Origin of the sequence: Streptomyces phytophilus, from assembly GCF_013870535.1 — a bacterium.
GTDB classification, from domain to species: Bacteria; Actinomycetota; Actinomycetes; order Streptomycetales; family Streptomycetaceae; genus Streptomyces; species Streptomyces phytophilus.
Map to the genome: position 1 here is coordinate 1 of NZ_JACBXC010000011.1, position 19,536 is coordinate 19,536.

Here is a 19,536-nt window from a genome sequence, read left to right on the forward strand (position 1 = left end):
TCCGCAGGGTGCTGATCGGGGCGCCGCTGGCGAGTTCGGCGTTCGTCAAGGAGCGGATGCGGAAGCTGGTGGCGCTGCCGGTGCTGTCGGCGGACGTGCTGTCGTCGGTGGCGTACGCGCCGGAGGCCATGCTCGCCGTGCTGGTGCTGGCGGGTGCGGCGGGGCTGGCGTACTCGCTGCCGGTCGCCGCGGTGGTGGTCTTCCTGATGCTGGCGGTGGGCGTCTCGTACCGCCAGACGATCCGGGCCTATCCGCACGGCGGCGGCTCGTACATCGTCGCGGGCGACAACCTGGGTCCCGTCGCGGGGCTGGTGGGCGCGGCCGGGCTGATGACGGACTACATCCTGACCGTCGCGGTGTCGATCGCGTCCGGGATCGCCGCCGTCACCTCGGCGCTGCCGGGGCTGATGCCGCTGCGGGTGCCGCTGGGCGTGCTGGTGATCGCGGTGCTCCTCGCCGGGAACCTGCGGGGCATCCGGCAGGCCGGCACCCTGTTCGCCGCTCCCACCTACGCGTTCATCGTGGCCATGGGCGCGCTGATCGGGTACGGGCTCGTCGACGCGGCGCGCGACGGCTTTCACCGGGTGCCCGCGCCCCAGGTGCCCGTCACCGAGACGGTCGGCGTGCTGCTGATCGCCCGCGCCTTCTCCTCGGGGGCGACGGCCATGACCGGAATCGAGGCGATCTCCAACGCCGTTCCGGCCTTCCGGCCGGTGGAGTGGCGCAACGCCCGTACCACCCTGACCTGCATGCTGGGCCTGCTGATCACGATGTTCGTCGGCATCGTCGCCCTGATCCACCTCACCGGAGTGGTGCCCACCGGCCAGGAGACGGTGCTCTCCCAACTCGCCCATCTCTCCTTCGGCAACGGCTGGTTCTACATCTACGTCCAGGCGGCCACCGCCGCGGTGCTCCTGCTCGCCGCCAACACCGCCTTCAACGACTTCCCCCGGGTCCTGTCGCTGCTGGCCCGGGACGAGTACGCGCCCAAGCTGTTCCTGAGGCTCGGCGACCGGCTCGCGTACAGCGGCGGCATCGTGCTGCTGTCCCTGGCCGCGGCCCTGGTGTACGTCGCCTTCGAGGGCCGGACCAGCTCCCTCATCCCGCTCTACGCGGTCGGGGTGTTCCTCGCCTTCACGCTCTCCCAGACGGGCATGGTCGTCCACTGGTGGCGGCGGCGCGAGCCGCACTGGCGCAAGAGCCTCGCGTTCAACGCCACCGGCGCTGCGCTGTCCGGGCTCGTCCTGCTGACCGCCGGCGTCAGCAAGTTCACCGCGGGCGCCTGGGCCGCGCTCGTCATCATCGGCGTCTTCCTGCTGGTCACCACCAGGGTCAAGCGCCACTACACGACCGCGCGCGAGACCCTGCGCCTGCGGCCCCACGAGGCCGAACTCCCCGCGCGCGTCGAAGCGGGTCCGCTGGCCCCGGCAACCCGCGCCGCGGCGGTCGCGCCCCCCGGCCCGGAGACCGAGGAGATCCCCGAGGAGATCCACCACCTGTCGGTGATCCCCATCGCCACCCTGGACCTCGCGGGCATGCGCACCCTCGCGTACGCCGCCTCCCTCGGACAGCCCGCCCTGGCCGTCCACATCAGCACCACCGAGGAGGAGGAGCGGCGCTTTCGCGCCTACTGGAGCCTGTGGGGCGACCACCTCCCCCTGCAGACCGTCCTGTCGCCCTACCGCGCCCTCGTGGCCCCCCTGGTGCACTACATCGAAACCCTCCACCGGCTCAATCCCGACCTCACCCTGACGGTGATCCTGCCGGAGGTCGTCACCCGGCACCGGCGGCACCAACTGCTGCACAGCCGCATGGCGAGCCGGCTGCGGCGGGCCCTGCGCCATCTGCCGAAGATCGTCATCACGACGGTGCCGTTCCACCTGCCGCACTGACGAACGGCGGGCGCGCGCAGGCATGGCGACCGGACCGGGTGGGGAGGAGGGGAGGAGCGAAGAGGCCGACGGGGCACGGAAGGGACGAGCGGTGGTCGGCGGCGGGGTCCGCAGGTTGGGCCCTCCCTGGGGGAGGAGGGCAGCCCTGCGCCCCCGGCAGGACTCGAACCTGCGACCAAGCGCTTAGAAGGCGTTTGCTCTATTTGCTGGCCAACGGGGGTTGGCCTGCATGTATACAGCTTTCTGACGCTGAACTTCTGGGCGCGGGGGATCCATAGGGGAATGACCAGGGCTGCATCAGCGCCTCATTGGGCGGCACATCCGCCGATACAAGCGAGAGCGGCTGGCGCGGGCGGCGCTGCGCCGGGGGCCGCTCGCAGTCGGTGCCTACGTCTGGTGCGGCAGCGCGAGTAGTCCTGCGCCCCGCCGCGCGGCTGCACGGGCGCCTAAGCGTCGTGCTGCAGCGCACGGACCGCAATGTCCGCTTCGTAGGTAAAAGCGCTGCCCTGACTTTGCGCATTTCAGCGAAGCGGGGTATCGCTTCGCTCTGAGAAGCCCGATCGTCCGCCGAGGCTCACCTCTCAATGGAGAGGTGGGCCTTGTTGCGGTTCGCGGTGAGGTCACGGACCGGCCCGCCGCGATGCCTCGGCCAAGACGCAACCGCGGCGGGCCCTCGGAACCACAGGAGTGGCCCGTCTATGGATGCTCGCACTCTGCGCCTGCTTCTTGTTCTCGTTGCTGCGGCGTTCGTTTGCTACGTGGCGTACGAGAACTCGGCCCTGGGGGCTGCAATGGCGGTTGCCGCCGCCGTCGCGACCGCTCTCTACGCCATCCTCAAGGGAGAGGACGCCTCCGGGGAATGAAGGAGGCTAGCAAGCCGTCACAGTCTCGCGAGCGGTCTCGGCCGCGGACCGAGGAAGACGTGCGGAAGCTCGGCGAGGACCACGACCAGGACGTCGCCGAACTCCGCACCGAAGTCGAAGCGCTGCAGCGCGGCCGGTGGGTACGAGTCGGCGCTCGCTCGACTTCGCCATGTCATGCGCTTCGACCTCGGGTCCGCCTGGGGGCCGGCGGTGGCCGGGTAGCCGCGCTGGCGGAGGCAGAGCCATCACGGGCCGGCCCGGGGGGACGGCGTGCTCCGGGAAGAGGGCACGCCGTGTCAGCCGCGGGATCCTCACAGTCAGTTGAGGCGGGGGGCGTACTACGGGCCCGCGTCGAAGTCCGCAGTGGCGCGGCAGGTGGGGAACGAAGCCGCCCCCCGCATGTGGCGGTGTGTGGAGCCGCAAACGGTATTCACAGCACGAATCCTCACGCGGAAATACTTCACCCCCTTCTCGGCGTTGGCCTTTCCAGGCCGAGGAGGGGATGGTGTCGGGTCTGAAGTTGTTCCGTACGAGCAGGGTGGACGGCGGCGTGGCCGAGGTCGCGTCGCGTCTTGCTGAGGTCGAGGCGGATGTGCAGGGCTTGGTTGAGGCGCACATGGAGACGCTGCTGGGGGTGCGGTTCCTGGCGAGTGAGTACGGCACCGGGCCGGTACACGGGGGCCGGATCGACTCGCTCGGGCTGGACGAGAACGGATCGCCGGTCGTCATCGAGTACAAGCGGGGCATCGACGCCGGCGTCATCAACCAGGGCCTCTTCTACTTGGCCTGGCTGATGGACCACCGGGCGGAGGTCGAGCACCTTGTCCGCGACCGGTTGGGGGTGACGGCCGAGTCCCAGGTCCTGTGGGGCGGGCCGCGTCTGATCTGTATCGCCGGCGACTTCACCCGCTACGACATCCACGCGGTGCGTGAGCACCGGCGGTCGATCGACCTGGTCCGCTACCGGCTTTTCGGTAGGGACCTGTTCGGCCTTGAGACCGTGGCGTCCGTGAGCGGCGGCATGCGTGTGACACGGTGTTCGCGCCGGCAGTCGGTTGCCCGGGCGGCGGACGACGTCCCGCGTGGGCGGATGGCAGAACTGTCGGGCGCGGTCGACGAGGCCCTGCTGGGGCTCGGGGACGGCGTGATCCGTGTTGAGCGCAAGCAGTACCGGGCGTATCAGCGGCTGAGGAACTTCGCCTGCCTCATCCCGCCTCAGCAGACCAAGGTGCTGGTGTATCTGAAGGCCGACCCGAAGGAGGTCGACCTGGTTCCGGGCTTCACCCGGGACGTATCCGGTCTCGGTCACCACGGGACGGGCGATCTGGAGGTGCAGCTTCGTACGCCGAGGGACGTGGAGCGGGCGCAGGATCTGTTCCGGGCGAGCTACGCGACGGCCTGATCGAGCGCTGCCGCCTGTCTCCTGGCGGGTGGTGCCTCGTGTTGTGTCGACGGTCGTGGGCGGGGGCCTCGACGTCCGGGCAAGGCGTGGTGGTGGACGATCTATGGTGGCCGGTTCGCCGGTTCACGCTGTGGACAGCATGCTCTGCCCCGGGTAGGAGCCGTTGGGCGGCGTCGGAGTCGGCTTCGGCGTGGGCGTAGGCGGTCGTCAGGTGCTGCAGGCCCCAGTTGTACCGGCACGCCTGGTTGCCCAGGAACGGTTCGGGAGCAGTCGTGAGCGGCGGTGTGCAGGGCGGCGAGGGGCTCGTCCGGTTTGCCAGGTCGGCGATGACTCCGCTGTGGTAGGACAGGAGCGAGCCCACGGTGAGGTGGAGAGGCTCGATGTCGGTGAACCGGCGGGCGCCTTCGGCGAGGCGGGTCCTCTGTGCTCGCGGCCCAGCGGGTGCCGGTCGTGTGGACGGGAGCCTTGTTGCGACCGGGCGGGGTGTCGGAGCGTGCGCCGTGGGCGGTGAAGCCTTACCGGGATCAGCCGAAGTGCCGACACCAGTAGGAGGAACCGTGGAGTGGATCAGCCAGCATTTCGGCGCCTTAGACGAGGCTCTATACGAACGGGCGATCGTGGGTGAGGCCGGTGCTCTGGTCGGCGCCGATCCCGAATGGGTAGGCTGCACGATTGTGGTGACGCAGCTCGCTTTGGCACGTACGGGCTCTCAAGTCGACACCACCTTGGCCGGCATGATCGATGCGAGCCAGGCCGCCATAGGGGATACACGGTGATCGTGGGCTGGGCTCTCCTCGTGGCCATTGGCGCCGTGCTTCTCGCAGGAATCGTACGCGGAGCCGTGCGCTATGAACGGGCCAATATCAGGCGGGACCTGGCGTTGCTGGACGATGTGCGGTATCTCGCTAGCAGTCTGGCGCGGTTGACGAGCGCTGCCTACGCCTTCGCGCCGCCGCTCCTGCAGGAGCAGAAATCCTTTGTCGGCTGGCTGTGGTGGCGGACCCGAATGAGGCCCGATGGGAAGGCGGAGCTGGACAGCGGCTGGGCTCTCACGTACCGGCGGGCGCGGAAAGCCGCTGGGGCTCCTGTCGACTGGCGGAGCCTCAACGGAGCTGAGATTGTTTTTGTCTCGCAGTCTCTGACCGTCGGGGACTCAAGCAGCGCTCCTCCGCAGGAGGCGTGAAGCTCAAGACGAGCTGGAGTGCATCCGGCTGTTGAGCCGGCCTCGGCTGCCGGAGGCGCTGGTGCCGTGGCCACGAGGCTCTTACTGCGCCCGGGTTCGTGGGCGTAGGCGGTCGTCAGGTGCTGCAGGCCCCAGTTGTACCGGCACGCCCGGTTGCCCAGGAACGGTTCGGGAGCAGTCGTGAGCGGCGGTGTGCAGGGCGGCGAGGGGCTCGTCCGGTTTGCCAGGTCGGCGATGACTCCGCTGTGGTAGGACAGGAGCGACCCCGCGGTGAGGTGGAGGGGCTCGATGTCGGTGAACCGGCGGGCGCCTTCGGCGAGGAGTTCGTCTCGCTGCCCTGGGCTGATGCGGTCGGCCGGGACGCTGATCTGGTCGATGGTGATGTGGAGGCATTGCGGTGGCACGGGCGTGATGGGGAAGCCGGCGTCCAGGAGCGCGGTGTTGGACGTTGTCACCAGGGTCCGCAGAGCATCGTGGCGCCGGTCGCTGACGTCCACGTCGGCGTACCAGTGCAGGAGCGTCCCGGTCTGCCAGGGCTGGTCACCGGCCTGGAAGTTGAAGGGCTTCATGGCCCGGAACGCCAGCGGGCGAAGAACTTGGCGCGGTCGGCGGCATCTGCGCGCAGCCCTTTGGTCCGGGACCGGACGGTGGGTGGGCGGATGCTGCGTATACGGGGGGCGTCGTCGGCGGTGAGGTTCCGCACATGGGCTCAGCAGCGTGGTGCGGGGGCTTGGTCCGGGGCGGTCCTGCTCGGGAGGCGGCCGGGCTGCGCGCGGGGCTCGTCGTGGGTTCGGTGCCGGCTGGGGTAATGCCGTGCGCGAGCACCGGTCAGCGGCTGCGGAGTCTCACCGTCTCGTCCCGCCGCAGCGCTGCAAGCTGCTGGTCTGTCTGAAAGGCCGACCCGAAGGATGTCGACGTGCCCGGTGTCAGCGTGAATGGGTGGCGGGTCGGCCGGCTGTGACCGGCGGGCCTGCTGGCGCGCTGGCGGCGTGGCGGGTTCTGTGTTCGCGGCCCGGCGGGGCGTGGTGGGTGCCGGTCGTGTGGGCGAGGGTCTCGCAGAGGCTGGCCAGTAGCGGACTCGGGGTGTGCGCGGATGCGGTGATGGTCCAGGCGGGCCGGTCGGGGCCGGGGCCGGCCCATATGGTCCAGGTGGCCGGGTTCTGGTTCGGGTGCTGTGCGGTGACGGCGTCGAAGTGGAGGCCCGCGGCCTCGTCGGGGGACGTCCAGCGGATCCATCGCCCCTCCACGGCGCGCTTCCATCCGGCGTCGGAGAGCGGCTGGGTGGCTGCGGTAGCCGTCTTCTCGTCCACCCGGGTGCCGGTGGCGGTGTCCCATCCGTCGCCGGCGGCGAGGTGGGTCAGCAGCTCCTGCAGCACCGGGGCGGGGGTGGCGCCGGTTGCGTTGAGGACCCACATGCGGTCGGAGACGGGTGTCTGGTAGGCGGCGACGGTCCATGCGGTGCCGTGGGCGGGGGTTTCGTGGACGTGTTCGATGCGCAGGGTCTGGGACTCGTGGATGGCGTGGGTCGTCTCGTCCGACCAGGTCCGCCACTTCTCGAACTCGTCGTGCGCGTCGAGGAAGGTGTTCAGGACGGTGTCGTGGTCGCCGGTATCGGCCAGGTAGACGGGTACGGTCACCGGCTCCGGGCGGGAGGGTTCGAAGGCGGAGTGGGCTTTGAGGGCGGCGCGTTCGGTGTCGGTCAGGGGAGCCGGGCCGGGGCGCATCTCGGCCCCGTGGACCTTCTCGAAGGCGAGCAGGGCCTTGGCGGGTGAGTCGTAGATCCCGGCGACCAGGCGCAGGTGGTCCTCGCCTTCCAGGTAGACGGACTTGCCGACCGGGTGGAGGTAGGTGCCGATCGCGACGGTGGTGTTGCCGTCGCGGGCGTGGGCGTGGATGAGGAGCTGGCCGTGGCGGATGTCGTCGAAGATCTTCTGCGCCTGGTCGGAGACTTCACGGATTTCGCTGCGGGTGCACCGCGGCATCGGGTAGTCGGGCCAGGTCCATTCCTCGTCCATGGCTTCCTGGAGCCGGGGAGTGATCTCGACGGTGATGCCCTCGGCGATCAGGTGCCTGGCTGCGTCCTTGGCCCAGTAGGGCTCCTCGTGATCGATGCGGGCCAGGACCAGGGCGTGGGCGGTGCAGGCCGTCCAGTTGGCGGCTTCCAGCGCCGTGCAAGGGATGTGGGCCTGGTCGCCGGACAGGGTGGCGGTCACCGCGCTGGGATGGGTGGGGTGGGTGTCGAGGCGGACGTGTGCGTCGATGGCGGGAGTCACGGAGGGGATCTCGTTTTCTGTGCCGCCTGGCCGGGCCCTTGGGGTCCGGCCAGGCGGTGTACGCGGGGGCTATCGGGTGGCTTGTGTGGAGCGGGCGGCGTGCGCCGGCGGCGTGGTGGTTGGCGGGCCGGCGCGGGTAGGAGGTGTCGACCGCTGCCGCTGCGGCGGGGTGGGTGCGGTGGCGTGCTGCCAGCGGGTGCGGACGGCGGCGATGTCGGCGAGGGCGCGGCGGGCGCCGACGACGAGCTGGAACGGGGTGTTCGCCCGGTCGCCGGCGTACGCGGCGATGCGTCGGCCGGTGCGTTCGACAGTGGCCAGGAGGGAGCGTTGCAGGACCCGCTCGGCCCAGTGCTCGACGGAACCGGCGGGCTCGGCGAGCAGGCGCAGGACCTCGCCCGGGTCTCTGCCGTCGTCCAGCAGGCGGCGCTGCTGCGCCTCCCACAAGACGGTGACGGGGTCGACGGGTTCGTGGCGTCGGGCCAGGGCGGTGAGGCACTGCCACAGGCCGGTGTGCAGCGGCAGGACGAGGTCGTCGGGGAGCAGCCACCGGACGGCTTCGATGTCACGGGGGTGGGTCGTGGCTGTGGCGAGCAGTATCTGCTCCTCCTCGACGGCCTGCGTGTGGTCGGGCGTGGCGGGCGGCGGTGGGGCGGTCCGGGGAAGTACGGCTGCGCGGGGCGGGAAGCGGTTCGCGATGTCGTCCACGACGGCGGCGAGCGCGTCGGCCTCGGCGAGGACCGTCTGGACGGGGTGGGGGAGGGAGACGTCGTGGACGGTGTGGACGAGGCGTTCGGCGGCCGTCTGCAGGCGGCGGCGGGCGTGCTCGGCCTCGACCATCCGGGCGTAGGCGGGGGCGTGGCTGTGACGGGGGCAGAGGTGGATGAGGGTGTGCAGGTAGGAGGCGGTCAGCCCGGGCGCCTGCTGTCGGCCGGTGGCGAGTACGCGGTTGAGCCACTTGGTGTTCTTCGCGTGCTCGGCCGGGTCGGGCCGCGGCAGGGTGCTGATCGCGGCGTACAGGGCGGCGTGCGCGGCGGTGGAGAACGAGTCGGCGGTGATGCCGTGCAGGTCGTCCAGACGCCGGGGGTCGAACAGGAGGGCGCCGAGGAGGGCCTGCTCGGCGTGGAACACGGGCTTAGGCGGTGCGCTGGCGTCGAGGCCGTCTTCGTCGAGGTGGTCTTCGTCTTCTTCGGGGGGGTGGGGCATCAGGCGGCGAGGGTGAAGTCGTCGGGGTCGAGGGGGACGCCGAGGTGCGGGGCGAGGATGTGGCCGGCGAGCAGCGGCGGGACGGCGTTGCCGATCTGGGAGAACTGCTGGCCCTTGTTGCCGGCCCAGGGGTAGTCGGCGGGAAAGGTCTGCAGGAGGCCGGCCTCGCGGGCGGTGATCCGGATCGGCTCGGGAACGGCCGGCGTCTCGGTGCCCTTGGCCGGCGGCGAGGCGGGCTCGGCGACCCAGGTGCACTCGTTCGCGCGGTGCCCGAAGAACAGCGTGCCGGCCGGCTCGGACAGCGGCCGGACGGCGGCGTTGGCCTGGTTGCTGCTGCGCAGGGACCAGGACCAGCGGTGGGCCTCGTCGGTGCACGCCGGCGCCGGATCGACGCCTGTCCGGTTGTGGCGTGTGCCGGGCCGGGCCGCCCATCCGGTGCCTTCGCGGCAGGACTGTAGGACCACCCCGTCCGGCCGGGGCATCCAGGTGCCGCGCTCCCGGGCGTCGGACAGCGTCTTGCGGGAGCCCGACGGGAAAGGCTCGGGGCCGCCGCCGGGCCCGCCGCCCGCGCAGACGGTCGGGACGGGCCGGTCCGTCGCGCCCCACCCCAGGGCCTGGGCCATGCTGACCCAGCGGGCGCGGCCCGGGCCGAACAGCGATTCCGGCTCGGCAAGTCGGGCGTGCGTGGGTGTGGGCGGCTGCGCCGTCCGAACGCGGGAGGCCAGGAGGATCGCTCGCCTCCGGGTTTGCGGGACCCCGAAGTCGGCGGCGTTGAGGATCCCGCACCAGACGGAGAAGCCCCACCCGCGCAGGACGGCCGCGTACTGCTTCCACAACGGCAGCACGTCCGGTACTTCCTCCATGGCCACCCAGTCCGGCTCGCCGACCATGTTCAGCGCGTACAGGTAGCGCATCGGCTCGGCGGCGAGCAGGGAGCGCTCGTCGCGGCACGCCGCGAGGAGGCGTTCACGGTTGTCGCGACCGGCGGCCAGGTCCTCGACCGCCGTGTGCACCAGCGGCTGGTCGAGCAGGCCGAGGCGCTTGCCGGCCATGCTCCACGCCTGGCACGGCGGGGAAGCGATCACACCGCGGGTGCGCCCGACGAACGGCCGTGTCGGATACGCAGCGACGTCGGTCCGGACGGTCAGGTACCCGGCGGCGGCTCGGGTCCGGCAGGCCCACTCGTCCCACTCCAGGCCGACGTCGCCCACGCCGAGAACGTGCAGTGCCCTGCTCCAGCCTCCGGGCCCCGCGTAGAGATCAAGGATCATGCTGGTGCGGTGGCGCGGGCATGCCCGTTCCGGATGCCCGTGTCGAACTCGACGGGGTCCGTCCTCTTCGCCGGAAAGGTGTTCCTGATGTGCCCGTACTGCGCGGTGGAGCAGGGAGCGCGGGTTATGGGGATTTGTGACAAGCGCTGGCCTTTTCTCTGGTGGACTGGTTCGAGTAGCGCAGAGGGCTTCAACCGCCGGGGTGTGCGTCGTTCCCGGTGTGCCGGGTCGCGGCGCCGGGCGGGGAGGATCTGGCACCCCAGGTTCAGGCAGCCGTATCGGGAGCGCGCCGGCTGCCGATTGCGGGCCGGTGGTCGAGGGGCGGTCGTGTCAGCGGCTCTTCGCTGTGCGCGGTGCCGTCGCGGTGGCCGCCGGGGGAGGCGGGTTGGCGGGTGCGGTGTGGGTTTGTTCCCCGGCGGAGACGTGTGGCGAGCGGGCGCGTTCGGCGGCTTGCAGGCGAGCGGGGGGCGGCGCCAGTCTGGTCGCCGCCTCCCGGAGCACGTCGGCCGCTGATTCGAGCAGTGCGTCGGCTGCATCACAACTGCCGGTAATGATCTCGTTGGCTTGTTGCCGGCACCGTTTCAATCCCGGAGGGCTGTCGCGGTGCAGGGGGTGAGTGGTGAAGTTGAAGAACGCGATTTCGGCCTGCATGCGGCCGATTTCCATCATGGCCTCGCCCGCCGGGGCAAGGGCGCCGCTGTATGCCTCGACGGCCTTCTTCGCCTCCAAGGAATGCAGATCGCCGTTGAAGTGCTCGTTGACGTCGATTGTGATTTCGGCCAGGGTGTGGGTCAGGGCGGACACGGTGCTGATATGCGGAATGGTGGGGGCGGGAGGCAGGGCACGCAGTTCAATTCGCAGGCGGTCGATCCGGGCGGCCGTGTCGTAGAGGGCCAGAGCCTGGCTGATGCTGGTCACGGTCAGTTTCCTGAAGGATTCAGTCTGGAGCGGTCCGGGGCGGTCATGCGGTGAGCCCGAAGTCGTCCTGTGAGGGTTCGGCATCGCCGCGGCAGGCCCAGGGGGAGCAGCCGTCCGCCACACCGCTCTCCAGCTCATCGGCCTCCTGGGCGCTGATGTGCTGGGCGGCTCGTTCGGCTGCGGTGACGTGGTCGATCGGGGCCCGGTCGAGTGGTAGGCGGGAGCGGTGCAGGAACGCCTCGCCGAGCAGTTGGTTTCCGGTGGCGTTGGCGCGGGCGTTGCCGTTGCGGATGGCCGCGTCGAATGCGACGACGTCTGCCCATTCATCCGGGGAGTTGTCCCGGATGTGCCTCCATTGTGCGTTTCCGTGGAAGGGGCATCCCAGGCAGCTCGATTTCGGTGTCCCGGCCAGGCCGAGTGAGGCCAGGTAGCGGGTGCAGTCCGCTCTGGTCCAGTCGAGGTCCAGCAGCGGGTGCCGGTTGCGCATGTACTGGACATCGGCGTCTTTGGCCCGGTGGAACTCGTCGGTGGAGATTCCCACCCACTGTTCGACGAACACCCCCTTGGGGATGCGAGCGGGGTAGGGGTAGCCGAGAAGTTCTCGGACCTTCTGCTTGATGGGTTTTATCTTGTATTCGCCGGTGCACTGCCTTCGGGTCATGCCGGGGCGCCCGTCCTTGTTGAGGATGTGGAGGGGCATGGACGCGAATCGGTGATGCGGGTCCAGGGCATCGCGGCGGATGTTCCCGGACGAGACACGCAGTACCGGTATACCGGCGGGCTTGGCGATCTCTCGTTCCAGGCGGTCGAGATGGGCGTATACGGCTTTCGGTTCCCATCCGGTGTCGGCGAATATCGCGTAGTCGACCTTCGGGATAATCCCCTCTGCCGAAAGGGTGAGGAGGGTGCTGGACTGAACTCCGGCGCCGAGGGAAAGGACGCGGAAGCGGGGCTGATCTGAAATGGTCTGTCCTGAAGATGAGGAAACAGGGGGCGCGTTGCTGGAGCAGCAGGCAGGTGAAGCGAGCGCGTGATCCGGCGTGGCCGAGATCGTTTCGCGTCTTGCCGAGGTTGAGGCGAATGTGCAGGGCTGGTCGAGGCGCACATGGAGACGCTGCTGTACGGGAGCATCCGGAACCGGGGCGGATGCCCCCACTACGGCTGGCGTGTGCGCTTCAGCGCCGGGAAGGGCCGGAGGCGCGTTTCTCGGCCGGGGTTTGCCGTGTGGGGTTCGCAGTCGGGGGGTTCGCCTCGGCGAGGTGCGATTTCATGGTGCCCGCCACGTACATGCACAGGATTCCGGTCAGGTCCAGCTGGTGTGCGGCGTCGGTCATATGGCCGGACATCTCCTTCGCCGCGGTGGAACGGCGGTGCGCGCGTATGGAGTCCGTCGGTTCCGGGACTCCCGGGGGTTCCTGGCCGGTGAAGTCGTTGGCGGCCAGGGCGCTGGTGAGATCCTGGACGGCGACGGCGGCGGAGGACACGACCGTGGCGATGCCGTGCAGAGCGTCGCGGCTGCCGGTGACCTTGGTGATGGGGCCGGCGTCGAGGGCGTTCAGGTGGGTGAGGACGGCGGCGGTGAGCTGGTGGCCCTTGATCACCAGCGGGCTGATGGCGCGCAGCGCATCGGTGCCGGGGCCGCATTCGACTTCCCGGACTTGCGTGCCGAGTTCCGCGAAGTCCCGGGACATGGTGTGCAGTTGGGCCACGGGGTGGGTGGGGTCGGAGGTGGTCACGGAAGCGGTGTTCCTTTGGGGTCAGTGGCTTCGGACGGGAGGTGGGTGCGCGGGCGTGGGTCGCAGAGCCGCCCCCGGTGGAGTCCGCCGTGGAGGTGGGGGTGGTGCGATGACGGAGGCCAGGGCGGTGGTGCCTGCGGGGGTGAGGCGGATGCGGTCCTGGGGCGGGCCGCCGATGATGTAGGTGGCGGGCGCGGAGGAGGGGGCGCGGTCGGTGAGGTGGTGTTTTTCGAGGGCTCGCAGGGTGCTCAGACGGAAGCGGTTGTGCCGGCGGGACTGGGCGCGCTCGCGGTCGAAGAGGTTGCTGACCGTGACGTGTCCGCGGGCGATCTCCGCAAGTGCGGTGCGCCGCTCGGCGCTCAGCCGGTCATCCGGGGCGGTCGCCATCGCCCCGCGGCGGCGCATCTCGACGGCCAGCGCCGCCGCGCAGCCCACCGAGGCGTCGGCCGCCAGGGCAGTCAGATCGCGTGCCGTGCGGACGTCGTGGCCGGCCGATGCGTGGCTGAGATAGGCGAGCTGGGTCAGCCGCGCCAGGATCTCGGTCATCTCCGTGCTCGCGTAGAGCCACTCCGCCCGGATCGCGGTGATGGCGGTACGGGTGTCGTACGCGAGCTGCTGCGCGGAGGTGGGGTGCGTGTTGTCGCCGGGCGCGGCGCCCGCGTCCAGCTCGGCCAAGTGGAGGTCGAGCATGTCGTTGTGCCGGGTGTACTGGCCGGCGAGGTGAAGCAGCCGCTCGACCGGTGTCGGCACGTCGAACAGCCGGGCGTCGGCGGCGGTCATGAACGGCGGCGTGCACCCGGGGCGGGCCCTTCACCGGCGGCGGGTGCCGGAGGTACGGCGGGAGCCAGTGCCGGCTCGGTACTGCCGCTGGGGCTGGGGCTGGGGCTGGGGCGCGGGGTGTCGGTTGCTGGTTGTGGCGGCAGGTGCCGGGGCAGCGGGGTGCGGTGCGGCGGCAGCATGGCGTTCGCGTTCGTCATCTCGGTTCCGACCGTGTCGAGTTCGTCCCCGAGTGCGTAGAGGCGGGTGCTGAGCTGTTCGAGGCGGGTGGCCAGGTGAGCGCCCTGGCGGGTCTGCATCGCCGCCGCGTACTCGGCGGCGGTGTCCAGCAGGGTCCGCAGCCCGGGCAGTACAGCGTCGTCCGCTTCGGTGACCGCGAGAAGCGCCATACCTACATCGACACTGCTGTGGGCCTCGATGACCTCGCGGGTCAGATCGGGCAGAGCGGTCTTGATCGGTGGGACCGTGCAGGTGCTGGAGACCTCGGGGCGCAGGACGCCTGCCGGTACCGTCGGCGGGAAGGACCAGGTGGCGTCGTCTGCGCCGTCGAACTCGCCGATGATCTCCAGCTCTGGGCTGTCGAGGTCGCCGGCGAGCACCAGGAGTGGCTCGCGTTGGTCGAGGCGGACCAGGGAGACCAGCCGGCCGTCCGCGTCCCACCCGCTGCCGAAGACATCCAGCCGGTTCTGCAGGCGTTTGTCGCGCACCTGTTGGGCGAGCCGTTCCTGTTCGGCCTTCGGCAGTGCCGGGGCGGGTGCTTTGGGCCGGAGTTGGTTGATGAGGCTGTCCACGAGGTAGCCGTGCTCGGCCCAGGTGGTCACATACGGCCACAAGGCCGCGTCCTGCGCCCGGCGGGCCGCCTCGTCGCCGGCGGTGGGCTCGATGTCCAGGATGCGGCGGCACTCGGTGGCCGCGTACTCCAGGTCGTCGAGCAGCAGCCGCCAGTGCGGCAGATGCCGGGCCGGAGGCATCCTGTCGAGCGCGGTGCGGGCCCGGTCGAGGAACAGGGCCGTGTGCGGGAGCAGCAGCACGCGGAACTCCTCGGCGGCTGCGCGGTTGCGCGCGGCGGTGGCGTCCTGGTGGGCGGCCGGGTCGATGGTGACGCCGAACTCGTTGCGCGCCTCGTGAAGCGCGATGTCGCAGACCCGGCGAAGGTTGTAGTGGAGCTGCCGGAACCGGGCAAGGGCGGCCGTATCGGCAGGGGAGCGGGGAATCGGTGCCTCCGGGAAAGGGGGGTGTTGCAGGGCTCGCCAACCTGGCCACGCGGCGGGGCCGTGCCTCCCGGCGGGGCCGGCGGCTTCAGTGTCGAAGTGAGGCCAGCCGAAGGCTCTGGCACAAGCAGCTCGGTGTACCGGGGCGGGAAGTAGCCCTCGTGTCGCGCAGGGTGGTGGCCGGACCAGGGGGGGCGGCGCTGTGGTGAAGGGGGCGCCGCGTGCTGACGGAGGTCAGCGGCGGTGTCCGGGTGGTGTCGCGGGCGGGCCCGCGGCGTGGCGCGACTGCCGGCCAGGCGGCACCTGTGCGGCGGGCGGGCTGCTGAAGGCGGGTGCCGCGCGGTCGAGGATCTCGGCTATCCGTTGGGCTTGGCCGCAGGCGTCGCTGAGTTGCGTGGCGATGTCGTCGGGGAGCCGGTCGGCTTGGGCTTGGTACTGGTAGCGCTGGATGATCTCGGCGGCGTTGCCCAGTTGGTCGGCGAGCCGGCGCAGCACCGCTGCCTTCTGCTCGGGGGTGGTTGCGGTGTGCGTGGCCTGCAGGAGTTCGTCCAGGGCGGTGGGCAGCGGGTCGTCGTCGACGGGGAGGCCGTAGAGGGCGGCGTGCAGGGCCTGGGCGAAAACCGTCACGGGCCCGCCGCGGGAGCGGTGCTGGTACTCGGCTGCGGCTTGCCGGCGGACGCCGAAGCTGACGGTCACGTCACGGGGAGCAGCGCCGGGACGGATCTGATCGGCGAGGGCGCGTGCCACATCATGGGCGGTCGGGGTGTTGGAGGACGTAAGGGCCTCCCTTCGGTCGTCGGTTACCCAGGCGCAGGAGACCGGGTTTCACCGTCGCGGGGCTGCGGCCGGTGCGCGGGGTGAGGGCGCGGCTGTCGGCGGGGCGGTCGTTTCGGTGTGCACGCGGTGCTGGGCCAGGGTGCGGTGCCCGTCGTCGGTCACGGTGATGGGCCGGCCCTGGTAGAGCGGTACGGAGGTGTCGAGGTGCACCAGAGTGCGTTTGTCCAGGGGCTGGAACGTGGCGATGGTGATGCGGGTGCGGTCGGCGGTGTGGACGAAGGTCGAACCGCGGCCCTTGGTCTGCATCGTCGCTTCGCCCCTGGCCGCCTGTCGCCTCGTCGGCGCCGCCCGCCTTGCGGAGCAGTGCGCTCCCTGAGCAGATGCGGCTACCCTGCTCCCTCGCCCGAGCGGTCCGGCTCTGGCCGAAGCAGGTCGGCATTCTGCGGTTGGCCGGGGGCGGGACGGCCGGGACCGGCGCGCGTGGGGGATGCGGGTCACCCGGTCCCGGCCGATCACTCAACTGTAAGCCTTTGCTTGTCAGTTACACGGGTTTGTCACTCGTCCGAGTGTCCTTCGCCTGCTCTTTCCCCTGCCTGCTCCCTGGGAGATGCCTGCCTGCCTCCTGCCCCGCCTGCCTCCATTCGCACGGCCCGCTCTCAGCGCGAAGGGCGGCGGACGCGGCTTGGCCGATGTCAGGTCGTCAGCCGAAGTCAACGATGGCCCGGTTCACCAACTGCCGAGGGTGACCAGGCCGACCCGCGGCTGGGAGGGGCGGATGGAAAGGGGGCAGTGGGTGCGGCGCCGGGCTGCGGGCGGTCGTGCCGAAGCGACGGCGGGTGCACAGAGGCGGGAGGAGAGAGGGGAAGTGGATCAGCGGGTCGGCGCGCGTGCGGTTCTGGTGGCCGGTCTGGCGGCTGGGCGGGTGGTGGTGGGTTTCGGGGCCTGTTGGCGGCCGAAGGTGGCCGTCAGTCCGCGGCGCCCGCCGGGGGTGAGGTGGATGCGCTCGTCGTGCAGCAGCAGCGGGCAGGGGGCGCGGGTCACCAGGCCGCTGGATTCCAGGGAGCGGATGGTGCTGATGGACAGGCGGATACCGTCGCGGTGGAGGTGCGGCTTGCCGTCGGCGATGGTCACCTCGCCCTGCGCGACGGCGCGCAGGGCAGCGTGCTGGGTGGGCGACAGCGAGGGCGGCTGATGCAGTGGGGGCGCGCCCCAGCGGCGCCGGTCGGTGACGAACACCTCGGCGGTGGCCACGGCGTCGGGGGCGCCGAGTGCGGTCAGCTCAGCCACGAGTTCGACGCGGCGGCCGGCCTCGCGGAGGGCTTTCTCGTGGCTCAGGGGCGGGGCCCCGGTGAGGGCGGGGATTCCGGCGCGGGTGTCGTCGATGATGTTCACGGCGTCCAGCAGGTGGTCTGCGGAGTCGCTGACCAGGTAGGCGAGCTGCCACACGCGCGCGTACACGGTGCGGATCGCGGGGCTGAGGTACATCGGCTGCGCCTTGAGGACGTCCACGATGTCCAGCGCCGCGTTGGCCAGGCGCTGGGTGACGACGGCGTGGTCGGTCAGGGCAGTGGCGGGGCTGGAGCCGGACAATCCGTGCCGGGCCAGGGTCACCCGGAGGCGGGCCAGGTCGTCATTGTGCCGGGTGAACTGCTGGGCCAGGTCGAGAAGGTGCTCGGCAGGCGCGGTCGGGTTCATCAGGGGACCAGGGTTCCGTTCTGCTGTGGGGCTACCAGCGGCTTGGCGCGGGCATGCGGTTTCAGGGGGCTTGCCACAGGAAGCGGGTCACGTGGTCGTTGCCGTGGCTGGACCGGGGGCGGGAGGCGGTGTGCCATCCGGCCCGGGGCGGGCGGCTGGCGATCAGGTGCCAGCCCGCGCCGCGAAGGGAGGCGCCGCGCCGCTTTCGCCCGCTTGTGTGTACGTGATCAGCCGCCGGTATCCGAGGGCTTTGGCTGCTCTCCAGGCGGTGCCGTAGAGCAGGGAGTTGACGTTGGGTGCGCCGTCGCTGGCGGTCCGGGTGACTTCGAGGGTGGCGCCGTCGTCCAGGTGCCGTGCCACGGGGCGGCCCACCACCGCTACGGCGCGCAGGACGCCGGCCTCGTCGGCGGCTCCGACGGAGAAGATCTGCCCGACCGGCGGCCGGTGGTGGCGGTGCCAGAGGCGGACGAACTCCTTGGCCTCGCGGGAGCGGACGGGCACCAGGTGCAGACGCTGGTTGCTCACGCCGCGGGTCCGAAGTCGGCTTGGACGGGGGCGTGCTTGGCGATGGCGCGGGCGGTGATCGCCTTCGACGCGCGGTCGGAGGCCGCCGACAGATCTTCTGCTCCCGGTTCGAGGTACCAGGGGCGCAGGGTGAGCATGGCGGCCCGCATGCCGGTGGCGAAACAGATGGCCATGCCCTTGGGCAGGGCGCGGATGGCATCCGCGGGCAGGATCCGCTCCTGCCGCATCGAGACGGACGTCGACGTGCCCGAGTCCGAGCGTGACGTGGAGGTGGTCTCGACGTCGTGGTCGCCGATCAGCCGTGACAGCTTGTCCGCGAAGTCAGGGTCGTCGATCCCACTGCCGATGATCTTGATGGTGGCGGCGCTCCACAGGGCGTCCATGCCGGCGTCGCCCCAGACTTTCTGGCCCTGGCGGTAGGACTGCAGGATCGTGATGGGGATGACTCCGCGTGAGCCGAGGTGGCTGTAGAGGTCGGGCAGGTCGGAGATCTTGCAGACGTTGGCGGCTTCGTCGAGGATCGCCAGGAGCGGGGGGTCGAGGCGGCCTCCGGCGCGTTCGGCCTGGGTGGTGGCGGCGCGCATCACGCTGTCCGCGCAAGCGGCGATGAGTGCGGAGGCTCCGCCGCCGCCGTCCTTCGACAGCAGATACAGCGAGTCGGTCGTGGTGACGAACTCGGCGGGTTTGAATTCGGGGACGTCTTTCTGGGGGGTGACCCAGGTGGCGATGTTGTGGTCGAGGAGGGCGGCGGCGTACTGGCGGGCGGTCTCGTAGATGCCGTCGCGGGTCTCGGGCGGTCCTTCGACGGTGCCCTTGAGCTGGGCTGCGACCGCGGTATGGCCGTGGTCGCGCAGGATGTCCAGCGGGGTGCGGTCGGCGGGGAAGGCGAGCCACTGCATGACGTCGGTGATGGGGCGGTGGTCGAGGGCGGCGGCGAGGAAGAGCTGGGCGAGGATGTTGGATCCGGCCTTGGACCAGAAGTCGCCCTGCTGGGAGGCGTCGACGCTCGCGGCGAGGAAGTGGCCTGCGAGGCGGCCGGCGCCTTCGAGGGTGGTGGCGTCGGCCAGCGGGTTCCACCACATGGTGCGGTTGGCGTGGGCGATCTGCTGCGGGTCCATCGACCAGGTCCGCCCGGCGGCGGCCCGGGCGTCGAGGGTGGCGGTGTAGGCGTCGCCGGCGGCTTTGTTGCTGGTGAGCATGACCGGGCCGGGCGCGGCGAGGATGGCGGGTATGGCCAGTGCGGTGGTTTTCCCGGAGCGGGGCGCCATGATCGCGACGGCCACGTCCTCGTAGCCCATGCGGACTTCGTGCCGGGTGCCTTGGAGGGTGCCGAGCAGGATGCCGGTGTCGTGGGCGTCGATGTGCTTGCTGTTCTTCAGGCTCGGGCGCAGGGAGCGGGCCTTGGCGGTGGTGGCTTTGGCCATCAGCGGTTCGATATCCCGGGCCCCGGCCAGAGCGGGTGTCTTCTTCTTCCGGGCGCTGCGGTTGTGGTGCCGGATCCACAGGACGATCCCCGTGGTCGCGAGGGAGAGGAAGACGGCGGCGGGCGTGATGCGGGCGCCGATCAGCAGGGACGTTTCTCCCGCGCCGGGCCAGAGCTGCTCGGGGTGCAGGAGGGCGTCGGTCGGCTGGTACGGGGCCCAGTCGTTCCCGGTGAGGTGGGCGGTGATGTTGCCGGACAGCCAGGCGAGATGGGACAGCGGGACGACGACTGCGGCGATGCCGAGGATCAGGCGCAGGGCGAGGTCGTACCCGTCGGTGGAACCGTTCGTGGAGGAGGAAGGGGGCAAGGGCTACGTGCTTCCGGGCG

The 19,536-nt window shown here is 70.8% G+C and carries 19 protein-coding genes; 4 read left to right on the top strand and 15 right to left on the bottom strand.

What is annotated here, in order from left to right; translation table 11 throughout:
* Both H5J30_RS01965 and H5J30_RS01970 read left to right on the top strand, forming a co-directional pair.
* Positions 1-1,892 (top strand): APC family permease (locus H5J30_RS01965; protein ID WP_258563022.1); only part of this gene is annotated, 1,892 nt, incomplete at its 5' end.
* Positions 1,893-2,590: 698 nt separating this feature from the next.
* Positions 2,591-2,755: a hypothetical protein gene (locus tag H5J30_RS01970; protein WP_181785397.1), complete on the top strand. Its 165-nt coding sequence runs from the start codon at positions 2,591-2,593 to the stop codon at positions 2,753-2,755.
* Between the two features lie 17 nt (positions 2,756-2,772).
* Here H5J30_RS01970 and H5J30_RS01975 read toward each other — a convergent pair whose 3' ends face one another.
* Entirely contained in the window at positions 2,773-2,931 is a 159-nt protein-coding gene (locus H5J30_RS01975) for a hypothetical protein (RefSeq protein WP_181785398.1), read from the bottom strand.
* 329 nt (positions 2,932-3,260) lie between these two features.
* On the opposite strand from H5J30_RS01975, the gene H5J30_RS01980 reads away from it, so the two are divergent.
* Positions 3,261-4,157, top strand: coding sequence for a DUF5655 domain-containing protein (locus H5J30_RS01980; protein ID WP_181785399.1), 897 nt, complete (start codon positions 3,261-3,263; stop codon positions 4,155-4,157).
* Positions 4,158-4,714: 557 nt separating this feature from the next.
* The gene (locus tag H5J30_RS01985; protein ID WP_181785400.1) at positions 4,715-4,933 is read left to right on the top strand and encodes a hypothetical protein; all 219 of its coding nucleotides are present in this window, start codon (positions 4,715-4,717) and stop codon (positions 4,931-4,933) included.
* Between the two features lie 160 nt (positions 4,934-5,093).
* On the opposite strand, the gene H5J30_RS01990 is transcribed toward H5J30_RS01985, so the two are convergent.
* From H5J30_RS01990 to H5J30_RS02055, 14 genes are all read right to left on the bottom strand, one after another.
* Positions 5,094-5,909, bottom strand: coding sequence for a hypothetical protein (locus tag H5J30_RS01990; RefSeq protein WP_181785401.1), 816 nt, complete (start codon positions 5,907-5,909; stop codon positions 5,094-5,096).
* Positions 5,910-6,266: 357 nt separating this feature from the next.
* On the bottom strand, positions 6,267-7,613 hold the full coding sequence (locus H5J30_RS01995; protein WP_181785402.1) for an SPDY domain-containing protein: 1,347 nt from the start codon (positions 7,611-7,613) through the stop codon (positions 6,267-6,269).
* A 69-nt stretch (positions 7,614-7,682) separates the two neighbouring features.
* The gene (locus H5J30_RS02000; RefSeq protein WP_181785403.1) at positions 7,683-8,816 is read right to left on the bottom strand and encodes a DnaB-like helicase N-terminal domain-containing protein; all 1,134 of its coding nucleotides are present in this window, start codon (positions 8,814-8,816) and stop codon (positions 7,683-7,685) included.
* Positions 8,816-10,087 carry a DNA cytosine methyltransferase gene (locus tag H5J30_RS02005; protein WP_181785404.1) on the bottom strand — a complete coding sequence of 424 codons (1,272 nt, stop codon included), beginning with the start codon at positions 10,085-10,087 and terminating at the stop codon, positions 8,816-8,818. Before H5J30_RS02005 ends, H5J30_RS02000 begins: the two co-directional genes overlap by 1 nt.
* 330 nt (positions 10,088-10,417) lie before the next feature.
* Positions 10,418-11,005, bottom strand: a complete 588-nt coding sequence (locus H5J30_RS02010; protein ID WP_181785405.1) for a hypothetical protein — start codon at positions 11,003-11,005, stop codon at positions 10,418-10,420.
* Positions 11,006-11,048: 43 nt separating this feature from the next.
* Positions 11,049-11,969 carry an adenine nucleotide alpha hydrolase family protein gene (locus H5J30_RS02015; RefSeq protein WP_181785424.1) on the bottom strand — a complete coding sequence of 307 codons (921 nt, stop codon included), beginning with the start codon at positions 11,967-11,969 and terminating at the stop codon, positions 11,049-11,051.
* Between the two features lie 211 nt (positions 11,970-12,180).
* Entirely contained in the window at positions 12,181-12,741 is a 561-nt protein-coding gene (locus H5J30_RS02020) for a hypothetical protein (protein ID WP_181785406.1), read from the bottom strand.
* 21 nt (positions 12,742-12,762) lie between these two features.
* A complete protein-coding gene (locus H5J30_RS02025) occupies positions 12,763-13,521 on the bottom strand; it encodes a hypothetical protein (protein WP_181785407.1) in 759 nt (252 codons plus the stop codon).
* Entirely contained in the window at positions 13,518-14,549 is a 1,032-nt protein-coding gene (locus H5J30_RS02030) for a hypothetical protein (protein WP_181785408.1), read from the bottom strand. The genes H5J30_RS02025 and H5J30_RS02030 overlap by 4 nt, the downstream gene beginning before the upstream one ends.
* Before the next feature lie 414 nt (positions 14,550-14,963).
* Positions 14,964-15,425 carry a hypothetical protein gene (locus tag H5J30_RS02035; protein ID WP_181785409.1) on the bottom strand — a complete coding sequence of 154 codons (462 nt, stop codon included), beginning with the start codon at positions 15,423-15,425 and terminating at the stop codon, positions 14,964-14,966.
* 129 nt (positions 15,426-15,554) lie between these two features.
* Positions 15,555-15,812: a hypothetical protein gene (locus tag H5J30_RS02040; RefSeq protein ID WP_181785410.1), complete on the bottom strand. Its 258-nt coding sequence runs from the start codon at positions 15,810-15,812 to the stop codon at positions 15,555-15,557.
* A gap of 564 nt (positions 15,813-16,376) precedes the next feature.
* Positions 16,377-17,201 carry a winged helix DNA-binding protein gene (locus H5J30_RS02045; RefSeq protein ID WP_258563023.1) on the bottom strand — a complete coding sequence of 275 codons (825 nt, stop codon included), beginning with the start codon at positions 17,199-17,201 and terminating at the stop codon, positions 16,377-16,379.
* Positions 17,202-17,363: 162 nt separating this feature from the next.
* Complete coding sequence (locus H5J30_RS02050) at positions 17,364-17,726, bottom strand: XF1762 family protein (RefSeq protein ID WP_258563024.1); 363 nt, start codon at positions 17,724-17,726, stop codon at positions 17,364-17,366.
* A complete protein-coding gene (locus tag H5J30_RS02055; RefSeq protein WP_181785411.1) occupies positions 17,723-19,516 on the bottom strand; it encodes a type IV secretory system conjugative DNA transfer family protein in 1,794 nt (597 codons plus the stop codon). The genes H5J30_RS02050 and H5J30_RS02055 overlap by 4 nt, the downstream gene beginning before the upstream one ends.
* Between the last annotated feature and the right edge of the window lie 20 nt (positions 19,517-19,536).